Origin of the sequence: Streptomyces poriticola, from assembly GCF_036689765.1 — a bacterium.
In the GTDB taxonomy this organism is placed as follows: Bacteria; Actinomycetota; Actinomycetes; order Streptomycetales; family Streptomycetaceae; genus Streptomyces; species Streptomyces poriticola.
This window is the reverse complement of the sequence record NZ_JBAGKH010000010.1, coordinates 1-12,280: the sequence shown is the minus strand read 5'-3', so window position 1 is coordinate 12,280 and position 12,280 is coordinate 1. Positions and strand designations below refer to the sequence as shown.

Sequence of the window (12,280 nt, the reverse complement as noted above, 5' to 3'; positions counted from 1 at the left end):
CCAGCGGGGGTCTCCACAGCAGCGAGCCCGGCGGCGCCGATCCCGACCAGCTTCACCGCTCCCCTGGTCACCTCGTCGCCGACGGCCTGTGGAGCGTACGACGACGTGGCCGGAGCGGCGCCGCGCGGTGGCGACGAGCACCGCGCATCCGCGGCGGGCCGTACCCGTGCAGGCCGCCGCCCGCCGACTCGGCGAGCGCGGACCGCCGAACAGACGCACACGGCGCCCGGCGAGGTCGGTGCGCTCCCCACGCCCCCGGCCGCCCGGCGCATCGGCGCATCGGCGCGCAGAACGGCGGTGACCGCCGGATGAGGACTGCGGCGAGGACGCAGCCGCCGCTCCGGCGAGCACGATGGATCTTGTGCCCGCCTGACGACCCGGCACACTCGACCGGGAACGCGTCCCGGCGACGAGCACCACGCGCCCGGCAGCGGGCCGCCTCCGGACAGCGGACGCGGACCGACGAACAGGCCGACGCCGCGTCCGGCGCCCAGGAGTCCGGCCTCCCTCTGCCGGGGCCGAAACCAGCGGCGGCCCGGGGACGCCTCGGCGCCCCGGTACGGCGCGACGCGGCGCCACAGGCACACCACGGCGGACGAGCACCCTTCGCGGCAGCTCCGGCGGAGCGCTCAGGCGTCCGCCCGCGCGGTCTCCAGCAGTTCCTCCGCGTGGGCCCGGGCCGTCTCCGAGTCCTCCTGCCCGGCGAGCATCCGGGACAGTTCCCGGATCCGGTCCTCGCCCTCCAGCACCTTCACGCCGGACCGGGTCACCGATCCGTCGTCGGTCTTCTCCACCAGCAGCTGCCGGTCGGCGAAGGCGGCCACCTGCGGCAGATGGGTGACGACCACGACCTGAGCGGACTTCGCCAGCCGCGCCAGGCGCCGCCCGATCTCGACCGCCGCCCTGCCGCCCACACCGGCGTCCACCTCGTCGAAGAGATACGTCGGCACCGGGTCCGTACCGGCGAACACCACCTCGACCGCCAGCATCACCCGCGACAGCTCACCGCCGGACGCCCCCTTGGCGATCGGCCGCGCCGGCGCCCCCGGGTGCGGAGCGAGCAGCAGCTCGACCTCGTCCGCACCGGACGGCCCGTAGGCGACCGGACGGCCGCCCACCTCCACGCCCTCGGGGTCCTCGCTCTGCCGGATCGCGAACGACACGCGCGCATGGGGCATCGCGAGTGAGGCCAGCTCGGCGGTGACGGCGGCGGCGAACCGCTCGGCGGCCTCCGTCCGGGCGTCCGTCAACGCCTGTGCAAGCCCGCTCAGTCCGGTGCGCAGCGCATCGTGCTCGGCGGTCAGCTCCCCGATCCGCTCGTCGTCGCCGTCGAGTTCGGTCAGCCGTGCCGCGCTCTCCTCCGCCCAGGCCAGTACGGCGGCGACGTCCTCGCCGTACTTGCGGGTGAGCCCGGTCAGCGCGGCCCGCCGCTCCTCCACCGCCGCCAGCCGCAGCGGGTCGGCGTCCAGGTCGTCGGCGTACCCGGCCAGCTCACCGGCCACATCGCGAAGCAGGATGCCGACCTCGCTGATCCGGTCGGCGAGGGCGGCCAGCGCCGGGTCGTGCGACCGCACGGCGTCCAGGGCCCGCTGGGCACCCGCGACCAGGGTGGCCGCGTCCACGCCCTCGGGGTCCTCGGGATTTCCGGCGAGCGCGCCGTGCGCGGCGGTCGCGGCGGACGCCAGCGCCTCGGCGTGCCCGAGCCGCTCCGCCTCCTCCGCCAGCTCCACGTCCTCACCGGCGCGCGGCTCCACGGCCGCGATCTCGTCCAGCCCGTAGCGCAGCAGGTCGGCTTCCTGGGCCCGCTCACGCGCGCGCGTGGTGATCTCCTCCAGCTCGGCGGAGACGGTCCGCAGCCGGCGGTAGGCCTCGCCGTACTTGGCGAGCGGCACGGCGACCGCGTCCCCGGCGTACCGGTCCAGCGCCTGCCGCTGCCGCGCCTGCTTCAGCAGCCCCTGCTGATCGGTCTGCCCGTGCACGGCCACCAGCTCGTCGGCGAGTTCGGCGAGCACGCCCACGGGCACCGACCGGCCGCCCAGATGCGCCCGCGAGCGCCCCTCGGCGGACACGGTACGGCTGACCAGCAGCGCCCCGTCGTCCAGCTCGGCACCGGCCTCCTCGGCCCGTACGGCGGCCGCCGCGTCGCCGGGCACGGCGATCCGCCCCTCGACGACCGCGCTCCTGGCGCCGATCCGCACCAGCGCGGGGTCGGCGCGCCCGCCCAGCAGCAGTCCGAGGCTGGTGACGACCATGGTCTTGCCCGCACCCGTCTCACCGGTGACGGCGGTGAACCCGGGCGACAGCTCGACCACGGCGTCGTCGATCACACCGAGCGACCGTATCCGCATCTCCTCAAGCACGGACACGACCATACGAGGTCCGGCCCGGGGAGTGCGACCGGCCTGCCCTTGTCACCCGGGGGAGTGCACGTTCCTCCGGGCTAGTGAGGCGCTCCCCGCCACCCGGAGACCGGCAACGCGAACTTCGCCACCAGCCGGTCCGTGAACGACGCGTGATGCAGTCTCGCCAACCGCACCGGCACGGCCCCCCGCCGCACCTCCACCCGCGCGCCCGGCGGCAGCTCCACCGTCCGCCGCCCGTCGCACCACAGCACCCCCGGCGGAACGTGCGGCAGCACCTCCACCGCCAGCACCGAATCCGGCGACGTCACCAGCGGCTTCGCGAACAGCGCATGCGCGCTGATCGGCACCATCAGCAGCGCCTCGACCTCCGGCCACACCACCGGCCCGCCCGCCGAGAAGGCGTACGCCGTGGACCCGGTCGGCGTCGACAGCACGATCCCGTCGCAGCCGAACCCGGTCACCGGGCGGCCGTCGATGGCCAGCACGACCTCCAGCATCCGCTCCGCGGACACCTTCTGCACGGCCGCCTCGTTCAGCGCCCAGTCGGAGTGCACGATGTCGCCGTTGCGGTGCACGACGACGTCGATGGTCATCCGTTCCTCGACCTCGTACGCCCGGCTGACCACCCGGTCGACCACCTTGTCGAGGTCGTCCCGCTCGGCCTCGGCGAGGAAGCCGACCCGGCCCAGGTTGACGCCGAGCATCGGCACCCCGGAGGCACGGGCGAACTCGGCGCCGCGCAGCAGCGTCCCGTCCCCGCCGAGCACGATGAGCAGCTCGCACCCGTCGAGGCACTGCGGAGTGGCCTCCCTGACCAGCTCCACCTCGTCGGGCAGCGGCAGGTCCCGCGCCTCCGCCGTCAGCACCCGCACGCCCAGCCCGGCGCGCAGCAGCCCCTTCACCACGAGCTCGGCGCTGCGTACGGCAGCGGGTCGCCCGGTGTGGGCCAGCAGGAAAACAGTACGAGCTCGGTTCTGTGTCAACGCGGCCCCTCCGCCACTGCACGGTCTGCGTCGGCCGGGTCCAGCTGGTCCGCCCCGGCCCGCAGCCACAGAAAGTACTCGACATTCCCGGACGGGCCGGGCAGCGGGCTGGCGGCGACGCCCCGCACGCCGAGTCCCAGCTCCCAGGCCCTGGCGGCCACCCCCCGGACCGCCTCGGCGCGCAGGTCGGGGCTGCGCACCACTCCCCCGCTGCCGAGGCGCTCCTTGCCCACCTCGAACTGCGGCTTGACCATCATCACCAGGTCGGCGTCCGGCCGCGTGCACCGCACCAGGGCGGGCAGCACCAGTCCGAGCGGGATGAAGGACAGATCTCCCACGACAAGATCCACCGGCTCTCCGTCGATCGCCTCGAGCGTCAACTCGCGTACGTTCGTACGGTCCTTGACGGTGACGCGTTCATCCTGCCGGAGCGACCAGGCGAGTTGTCCGTATCCGACGTCGACGGCGACCACGTGTGCGGCGCCCGCGCGCAGCAGGACGTCGGTGAAGCCGCCGGTGGAGGCGCCGGCGTCCAGGGCCCGGCGCCCCTCGACGGCCAGGCCCCGCGGGAGGAACGCCGCCAGCGCGCCCGCGAGCTTGTGGCCGCCGCGGGACACGTAGTCGGGGTCGTTCCCGTCGTCGGCGACGACGATCGCCGCCGCGGTCTCCACCTGGGTGGCGGGCTTGGTCGCGACGGTCCTGCCGACGCTGACCCGGCCGGCGGCGATCAGCTGGCCGGCATGCTCGCGCGAGCGAGCGAGCTTCCGGCGGACCAGCTCCGCGTCCAGACGGCGGCGTGCGACTCCTGCCACGTTCGGTTCAGCTCCCTTGTGCGTACGAGGCCGGGGGTCCCGGAGGTCCGGGGAGTCCCGGGGGGCCCGGCGGTCCCGGGCGGGTGTCGAGCGCGGTGAGCGCGTCGCGCAGCCCCCCGTGCACATCCTCGTACACCTCGAGGTGTCCGTCCGTGGCGAGGTGGTCGGCGTCGGCCAGCCGCTCCAGCTGCCGGTCCACGTCGGCGTCGCCCGTGGGCGTGCGGGGGACGTGCAGCGGGGCGGGTTCGGCGGGGTCGTACGTGCTCTGCGTCCCGGCCCCGTTCTGCTCAACCGCGTCGTTCATGCCCCGACGCTACCGCGAACCGCTGCGGTACCGTCGGTCGCGATGGCCACGATCGAGGAGTGCCGCGCCGCACTCGGCAAGCTTTCGGACAACATGCGGACCGCCGAGGGGGACGTGCGCGAGGCCGCCGCCCTGGAGCGTTCGGTGAGCTGCCACATCACCGACCTCGACGTGACCTTCGCAGGGCGCATGCAGGACGGCGGCATCGTGGTCGAGGACACGCTGAGCGGTCCGCCGCGCGAGCGGGCCCAGATCCGGCTGACCCTGGCCGGCGACGACCTGGTGGCGCTGGTCGACGGCGAGCTGCACTTCGCCAGGGCCTGGGGATCCGGCCGGGTGAAACTGGAGGCGGGCCTGCGGGACCTGTTCCGCCTCAGGAAACTTCTGTAGCCGCCGCCCGTACCCGGGCCCTGCGCGCGGCCGGGACCACCAGCGGCGTACCCGTCTCCGGGTCGTCGATGACCTGGCAGCCCAGCCCGAAGACCTCCTCGACCAGCTCCGCCGTGACGATGTCGCCCGGGGCGCCCTCGGCGATCACCCGGCCGCCGCGCAGCGCGACGAGGTGGGTGGCGTACCGGGCGGCGTGGTTGAGGTCGTGCAGGACGGCGACGAGGGTGCGGCCCTGCTCCTCGTGCAGCTCGGCGCAGAGGTCGAGCACGTCGATCTGGTGCTGGATGTCCAGGTAGGTGGTCGGCTCGTCGAGCAGCAGCAGGGGGGTCTGCTGGGCCAGTGCCATCGCGATCCACACCCGCTGGCGCTGGCCGCCGGACAGCTCGTCCACGTAGCGGTCGGCGAGCTCGGCGACACCGGTCTGCGCCATGGCCTCCCGGACGACCCGCTCGTCCTCGGCCGACCACTGGCGCAGCAGGCCCTGGTGCGGATAGCGGCCGCGGCCGACGAGATCGGCGACGGTGATGCCGTCGGGCGCGATGGAGGACTGCGGGAGCAGGCCGAGGGTGCGCGCGACCTGTTTGGCGGGCATCGACTGGATGACCTGCCCGTCCAGGAGCACCCGGCCCTGGCTGGGCCGGAGCATCCGGGACAGGGCGCGCAGCAGGGTCGACTTGCCGCACGCGTTGGGGCCGACGATCACGGTGAAGGAGTTGTCGGGTATCTCCACCGACAGCTCTTCGGCGATGACTCGCTGGTCGTAGGCGAGGGTGACGTTCTCGGCGGACAGGCGGTTCACGTTGCTCCTTGGGTTGTTCAGCCCGCGCGGGGCGCCGGCGGCGGCGCTCATATCCGGCCCGCCCTGCGCTCGGAGACCAGCAGCCACACCAGGTAGACGCCGCCGAGGACGCCGGTCACCACGCCCACGGGCAGCTGGTCGGCGCCGAAGACGCGCTGCGAGAGCCAGTCGGCGGTGACCAGCAAGGCGGCGCCCATACAGAGGGCGGGCAGCAGGTTGGGGCCGGGTGAGCGGGTCAGCCGGCGGGCGAGCTGCGGTGCGGTGAGCGCGACGAAGCTCACCGGTCCGGCGGCGGCGGTGGCGGCGGCGGTCAGCAGCACGGCGGCCACCAGCAGCAGCATCCGCACCCGCTCCACCCGCACCCCGAGGGCGTACGAGATGTCGTCGCCCATCTCCAGCATCCGCAGCCCGCGCCCGTTGCCGAGGACGAGCGGCACGAGCACGGCGCACAGCGCGAGCAGCGGCCAGACCTGGTCCCAGTCCCGCCCGTTGAGGGAGCCGGTCATCCACACCACCGCGCGGGAGGCGTCGACGATGTCGGACCTGGTGAGCAGATAGCCGTTGACGGCTGTGACGATCGCGGACATACCGATACCGACCAGCACCAGCCGGTAGCCGTGCACACCGCGCTTCCAGGCGAGCAGGTAGATACCGAGACCGGTCGCCAGACCGCCGACGAGGGCACCGGTGGTGACCTGCGCCGTGGTCCCGGAGAACAGGACGATCATCACCAGCGCTCCGGCGGTCGCTCCCTGGCCGAGACCGAGGATGTCCGGACTGCCCAGCGGGTTGCGGGAGATGGCCTGGAACAGCGCCCCGCCCAGCCCGAGCGAGGCGCCGACCAGCAGCCCGACCAGCACCCGCGGCAGGCGCAGGTCCCGGACGATGAACTCCTGGCCCGGGTCTCCGTCGCCGACCAGCGTCCTGAGCACATCGCCGACCGCGATCGGGAAGTCGCCGGTGCCGATCAGCAGGACGCTCGCGGCGAGCGCGGCGACCAGCAGGAGCAGGACGACGGCGACGGTGCGCACGTCGACGCGGAACGACAGCCCGCCGGGAGTGCGCACGGCACGGCCGGCCTTCACCACGGCACGGTTGGTCATCACAGCTGGGCCGTCCTCCGCCGTCGTACGAGATAGATGAAGACCGGACCGCCGATGACCGCGGTCACGATGCCGACCTGCAGCTCCGACGGCCGGACGACGATCCGGCCGAGGACGTCGGCGCCGAGCAGCAGCACCGGAGCCAGGACCGCGGCGTACGGCAGGATCCAGCGCAGATCCGGCCCGGTGAAGGAGCGGACGACGTGCGGGACCATCAGGCCGACGAAGACGATGGGCCCGCAGGCGGCGGTCGCGGCCCCGCACAGCACCACGGCGGCGAGCATGGACAGCGCCCTGGTGCGGTGGAGATCGGCGCCGAGGGCCTTGGCGGTGTCGTCGCCCATCTCCATCGCGTTGAGCGGCCGGGCCAGGGCCAGCGCCAGGATCGTGCCGGTCACGAAGAAGGGCAGCACCTGCGTGATCATGTCGCCGGTCGCCGAGGACAGCGAACCCACCGTCCAGAAGCGCATCCGGCCCAGCGCCGCGTCATCCATGATCATCACGGCCTGGAGATAGCCGTACAGCGCGGCGGTGATCGCCGTGCCGGCCAGGGCCAGCCGCACCGGAGTCGCCCCCCGGCTGCCCCCCAGGAACCACACCAGGGCGCCGACCGCCGCCGCACCGAAGAAGGCGAACCACACATAGCCGCTCAGCGAGGTGACGCCGAGGAAGGTGATCGCGGTGACCACGGCGGCGGACGCGCCCGCGTTGATACCGAGCAGCCCGGGGTCGGCCAGCGGGTTGCGGGTCAGCGCCTGCAGCACCGCCCCGGAGAGGCCGAGAGCGGCACCGGCGAGCAGCCCTATCACGGTCCTGGACAGCCGCTCGCCCACCACCACGTCGCCGTAGGTTCCCGTGTCCTGGAACAGCCCGTGCCAGACCTGGTCCGGCGACAGGTCCTTCGCACCGACGGCGAGGCTGGCCACCGCGACGGCGAGCAGGACCAGGACAGAGGCGAGCAGCCCGACGGCACGTATCGCATGGCGTCTGGGCGGCGCGGGGACTTGCTCCACGCGCTGTTCGGGAGGACTGTCGACCAACACCCGGTTAGGTTAGCCTACCCTCCCAATCAAACACGATCACCGATCGATCAGCGGTCGATCACCCGGACCGCGCCGGGGCGCGCGGCGGGCTCACCCTCCCAGCCGGGCCAGCGCCTTCCCCGGGTCCAGCGCGCACGCCCCGTCGCCGGCCGCCGTCCAGGCCGCCGCGCACAGGGCCCGCAGCCCGTCCAGCGGTTCGCCCCGGCCGGCCAGCTCCAGGCGGTCGGCCGCGGCCGTCGCGGTCCAGCCGCCGCACCGGAAGCCGCCGTCGGCGCCGGACACCTCCGGCTGCCCGGTGAGCAGGCCGCGCAGATCGGCGTCGACGTACGTCGGCCGGTGCTGCGGCGGCGCGGCCAGCAGCTGGGCCGCGTCCGTCACGCCGGTCAGCACCAGCAGCGAGTCGACCTCGCCGTTGAACGCCCCCTCGATGTCGGTGTCCAGCCGGTCCCCCACCACCAGCGGCCGCTCGGCACCGGTACGCAGGACGGTCTCCCGGTGCATCGGGGGCAGCGGCTTGCCCGCCACCCGGGGCTCGGCGCCGGTGGCGATGCGCACCACCTCCACCGCGGCACCGTTGCCCGGGCCGATGCCCCGCGCGCCGGGGATCGTCAGATCGGTGTTGGACGCGAACCACGGCACGCCCCGCGCGACCGCGTAACTGGCCTCCGCGAACCGCCCCCACGGCAGCTCCGGCCCGCCGTACCCCTGCACGACCGCCGCGGGATCGTCGTCCGCCGACTCGACCGGCTCCAGCCCGTGCTCGCGCAGCGCCACCCGCAGCCCGTCACCGCCGATCACCAGCACCCGCGCCCCCGCCGGCACCTGCTCGGCGATCAGCCGGGCCACCGCCTGCGCCGACGTGATCACATCCCCGGCGCCCGTCGGGATCCCCAGCTCGGTCAGATGCGCGGCCACCACGTCGGGCGTCCGCAGCGCGTTGTTCGTGACATACGCCAGATGCATCCCGCCGGCCCGCGCCGTCGCCAGCGACTCCACCGCGTGGACGATCGCGGTCCCTCCGGCGTACACCACTCCGTCCAGGTCGAGCAGCGCCGTGTCGTAGGCCTCGCTCAGCGCCCGGCCGCTGCCCTCGGGCCTTGTCCTGACGCTCCGGCTCATTCCACATCGCTCCTCGTCCGACGCCTTTCCCCCGATCATCCCTCATGCCACGGACACACGTACGATGCCTGGATGGACTCAGCAGGTCACTCGGAAGCAACGGCGCGCCGAGGCCTGGAACTCACCCCGTTCCGAGGCCTCCGCTACGACCCCGACCGGGTCGGCAGCCTGGCCGCCGTGACATCCCCGCCGTACGACGTCGTGGTCCGCCCCGACGGCCTGCAGCACCTTCAGTCGAACGACCCGTACAACATCGTCCGGCTGATCCTGCCGCAGGCCGCCACGCCCGAAGCCCGCAACGAACAGGCCGCGGGGACGCTGCGCCGCTGGCGGGCCGAAGGCGTCCTGACCACCGACCCGGAACCCGGCCTGTACGTCTACGAGCAGCGGGACGGCAACGGCATGCTGCAGCGCGGCCTCATCGGCGCCCTGCGCGTCGCGGACCCCGCCGAGCAGGTCGTCCTGCCGCACGAGGACGTCATGCCGCACGTGGTCGCCGACCGCGCCGACCTGATGCGCGCCACCTCGGCCAACCTCGAGCCCCTCCTGCTCACCTACCGCGGCAACGGCGCGGCAGCCGCCACCACCACCGTCGTGGAACGCGCCGCGGAGCGGCCCCCGCTGCTCTCGACGACCACGGAGGACGGCTTCAGCCATCGCCTGTGGTCGGTCACCGACCCCGCCGACGTGGCCCGTGTCCAGTCCGAACTGGCGCACCACCAGGCTCTCATCGCCGACGGCCACCACCGCTGGGCGACGTACCGCACGCTGCGCGCCGAGCACCCCTCGCCCAGCCCCTGGGACTACGGCCTGGTGCTCCTCGTCGACACGGCCCGCTACCCCCTCCGGGTCCGCGCCATCCACCGCCTGCTGCACCACCTGCCGGTGGACGAGGCCGTGGCCGCGCTGAAGGACGTTTTCCGTGTCCGCCGTCTCGACTGCCCGCTGCCCACGGCGCTGGAGACTCTGGCGGAGGCGGCCGGCGCCGGCAACGCCTTCCTGCTCGCCGGTGACGGCGCGTTCCACCTGGTCGACCGCCCCGACCCCGAGCTGCTGACCCGCACCGTCCCCACCGACCGCCCCGAGGCCTGGCGCGGCCTGGACGCCACGGTCCTGCACGCCACGCTCCTCGCACACGTCTGGCGGATCCCCGAGGACTCCGCGGCCCACGTCTCCTACATCCACGACACGGCCGCCACCGTCGCGAAGGCGGAACGGGACGGCGGCACCGCGGTGCTGATGCACCCGGTCCGCGAGGAGGTCGTCCGCGATCTGGCCCGCGAGGGCGTCACGATGCCCCGCAAGTCCACGTCGTTCGGCCCGAAACCGGCGACGGGCCTGGTGCTGCGCGTCCTCGACCTCTGAGCGCGGGGGACGCGCGGGGAACCGAGGAGAGTCACGCGGACGCAGTACGACGAGCTGCGAGGACGAGGGGCGGAGCACCAGGCTCCGCCCCTCTCTCAGCTCATCGGTGTCAGCTCGTCGGTTGCAGCCTCACCGGTCGCGCTCTTCTGTCTCTTCGGCCTCGTCGGCCTCGTCGGTCTCGTCGGCGGAACCGGGCCTGGCATCGGTGCCGACTTCGGCGCCGGTCCCGGCCTCGAGGCCGCTCCCGGTCTCGGGGCCGCTCCCGGTCTCGTCGAGGGCGTCCATGAACTCCACACCGTCCAGCTCGGCCAGCCGGTCGGAGGCGTCCGTGCTGCCGTCCCGGTCGGACTCGACGGCCTTGGCGAACCACTCCCGCGCCTCGCCGTCCCGGCCGGCGGCCTGCAGCGCGTCCGCATAGGCGTACCGCAGCCTCGCGGTCCACGGCTGTACGGCGTTGGAGGCCAGCTCCGGGCTCTGCAGCGTCACGATGGCCGCGTCCAGCTGCCCCATGTCACGCCGGGCACCGGCGGCCACGAGCCGCATCTCGACCTGTCCTGCCTTGTCGAGCTTTTGCACCTCCGGAGCGCCGGCCATGTCCAGCGCCTTCGCCGGCCTGCCGAGTCCACGCTCGCAGTCGGCCATCACCGGCCACAGATCCACCGTTCCGGTCATCCGCCGCGCGGCCCGGAACTCGGCGAGGGCCTCCGCATACTTCTGGTTGGCATACGCCGCGAAGCCCGCCGCCTCACGTACGGCGGCCACCCGGGACGCCAGCCGCAGGGCAACCCTGGCGTAGCCATAGGCTCCTTCGGGGTCCTCGTCCAGCAGCCGGGCAACCATCACGAGGTTCCTGGCGACGTCCTCCGCGAGCGTCTTCGGAAGGCTCTGCAGCTCCTGTCGTACGTCCTTGTCGATCTCGTCGCCGGTGACGTCCTCCGGGATCGGCAGCCGCTTGATCGGCTCCCGGTCCCGGTCCCGCTCCCGCTCGTCGCGGAACCGGCCACCACCGCGGCGGTCGTCCCGGCCACGAAAGCCTCCCGGACGGCCACCCCGGTCGTCGCGCCGCGGTCCGCGGCCACCCCGGTCGTCCCGGCCACGGAATCCGCCACGCTCACCGCGGCTGTCGTCGCGCCGGAAGCCACCGCCACCGCGCGGGCCGCGGTCGTCACGGCGGTCGTCACGGCGGTCGTCGCGACGGTCGTCACGCCGGAATCCGCCACGGTCGTCACGACGGTCGTCACGCCGGAACCCACCGCGGTCGTCACGACGGTCGTCACGCCGGAACCCACCGCGGTCGTCACGACGGTCGTCACGCCGGAACCCGCCACGGTCGTCACGCCGGTCGTCACGCCGGAACCCGCCACGGTCGTCACGCCGGTCGTCACGCCGGTCGTCTCCGCGGTCATCACGTCGGAAGCTGCGGTCACGGTCGTCACGGCGCCGGTCGTCGCGCCGGTCGTCCCGGCGGTCGTCACGCCGGAAGCCCCCGCGCGGGCCGCGGTCGTCTCCACGACGGTCATCACGCCGACCTTGGTAGCCGCCGCGGTTGTCGTCCCGGCGGAAGCCTCCGCGATCACCGCGATCGTCACGACGGTAGGAGGGCCGGTCCCCGCGGTCGTCATGACGGTGGCCACGGTCGCGGTCGTCCCTGTCCCGGCGCGGACCCCGGTCGTCGCGCCGGCCGTAGCCACCACCCCGGTTGTCGTCACGGCGGTCGTCGCGGCGGAACCCGCCACGGTCGTCACGGCGGTCGTTGTCTCGACGGAAGCCACCCCGATCCCCACGCTGACCACCTCGGTCACCGCGTTCACCGCGAGCACCACTGTCCCGTCGCCGCTGGTCGCGCTCCGGTCGGTCGTCGGGAGAGTTGGTGGACATCGGTGACTCCTGTCTTCGGTACCGCAAGTCATTCTCGCGCAGCCGGTTGGCCTGCGCGCTCTGGAAAAGCAAAAGGACCCCTGGTCCCAGCTGAACGCTGGGACCAGGGGTCCTTCCAAAG

General features: G+C 73.7%; 12 protein-coding genes. 2 read left to right on the top strand and 10 right to left on the bottom strand.

Annotated elements, in window-relative coordinates:
* Positions 1-629 precede the first annotated feature (629 nt).
* The 4 genes from recN to V5O46_RS16085 all read right to left on the bottom strand — a co-directional run bounded on the left by recN (position 630) and on the right by V5O46_RS16085 (position 4,462).
* On the bottom strand, positions 630-2,372 hold the full coding sequence (gene recN, locus V5O46_RS16100; protein ID WP_332885289.1) for a DNA repair protein RecN: 1,743 nt from the start codon (positions 2,370-2,372) through the stop codon (positions 630-632).
* 68 nt (positions 2,373-2,440) lie between these two features.
* Positions 2,441-3,346 (bottom strand): NAD kinase, encoded by a 906-nt coding sequence (locus V5O46_RS16095; protein ID WP_332885288.1) that lies wholly within the window; start codon positions 3,344-3,346, stop codon positions 2,441-2,443.
* A complete protein-coding gene (locus V5O46_RS16090) occupies positions 3,343-4,158 on the bottom strand; it encodes a TlyA family RNA methyltransferase (protein ID WP_332885287.1) in 816 nt (271 codons plus the stop codon). Before V5O46_RS16090 ends, V5O46_RS16095 begins: the two co-directional genes overlap by 4 nt.
* Positions 4,159-4,165: 7 nt before the next feature.
* Positions 4,166-4,462, bottom strand: coding sequence for a hypothetical protein (locus V5O46_RS16085; RefSeq protein ID WP_332885286.1), 297 nt, complete (start codon positions 4,460-4,462; stop codon positions 4,166-4,168).
* Between the two features lie 42 nt (positions 4,463-4,504).
* Between V5O46_RS16085 and V5O46_RS16080 the strand changes: the two genes are divergently transcribed.
* On the top strand, positions 4,505-4,852 hold the full coding sequence (locus V5O46_RS16080; protein WP_332885285.1) for a sterol-binding protein: 348 nt from the start codon (positions 4,505-4,507) through the stop codon (positions 4,850-4,852).
* On the opposite strand, the gene V5O46_RS16075 is transcribed toward V5O46_RS16080, so the two are convergent.
* From V5O46_RS16075 to V5O46_RS16060, 4 genes are all read right to left on the bottom strand, one after another.
* Positions 4,836-5,702 carry an ABC transporter ATP-binding protein gene (locus V5O46_RS16075; RefSeq protein ID WP_332885284.1) on the bottom strand — a complete coding sequence of 289 codons (867 nt, stop codon included), beginning with the start codon at positions 5,700-5,702 and terminating at the stop codon, positions 4,836-4,838. The two genes, V5O46_RS16080 and V5O46_RS16075, sit on opposite strands and share 17 nt — an antisense overlap.
* A complete protein-coding gene (locus V5O46_RS16070) occupies positions 5,699-6,754 on the bottom strand; it encodes a FecCD family ABC transporter permease (RefSeq protein WP_332885283.1) in 1,056 nt (351 codons plus the stop codon). Before V5O46_RS16070 ends, V5O46_RS16075 begins: the two co-directional genes overlap by 4 nt.
* Complete coding sequence (locus tag V5O46_RS16065) at positions 6,754-7,797, bottom strand: FecCD family ABC transporter permease (protein WP_332885282.1); 1,044 nt, start codon at positions 7,795-7,797, stop codon at positions 6,754-6,756. The genes V5O46_RS16070 and V5O46_RS16065 overlap by 1 nt, the downstream gene beginning before the upstream one ends.
* Positions 7,798-7,887: 90 nt before the next feature.
* The gene (locus tag V5O46_RS16060; protein WP_332885281.1) at positions 7,888-8,916 is read right to left on the bottom strand and encodes an HAD hydrolase-like protein; all 1,029 of its coding nucleotides are present in this window, start codon (positions 8,914-8,916) and stop codon (positions 7,888-7,890) included.
* 72 nt (positions 8,917-8,988) lie between these two features.
* Here V5O46_RS16060 and V5O46_RS16055 point away from each other — a divergent pair, with 72 nt between their 5' ends.
* Positions 8,989-10,281 (top strand): DUF1015 domain-containing protein, encoded by a 1,293-nt coding sequence (locus V5O46_RS16055; protein WP_332885280.1) that lies wholly within the window; start codon positions 8,989-8,991, stop codon positions 10,279-10,281.
* 129 nt (positions 10,282-10,410) lie between these two features.
* On the opposite strand, the gene V5O46_RS16050 is transcribed toward V5O46_RS16055, so the two are convergent.
* On the bottom strand, positions 10,411-11,229 hold the full coding sequence (locus V5O46_RS16050; RefSeq protein WP_332885409.1) for a tetratricopeptide repeat protein: 819 nt from the start codon (positions 11,227-11,229) through the stop codon (positions 10,411-10,413).
* Positions 11,121-12,092: a hypothetical protein gene (locus tag V5O46_RS16045; protein WP_332885408.1), complete on the bottom strand. Its 972-nt coding sequence runs from the start codon at positions 12,090-12,092 to the stop codon at positions 11,121-11,123. The genes V5O46_RS16050 and V5O46_RS16045 overlap by 109 nt, the downstream gene beginning before the upstream one ends.
* Positions 12,093-12,280: the final 188 nt, after the last annotated feature.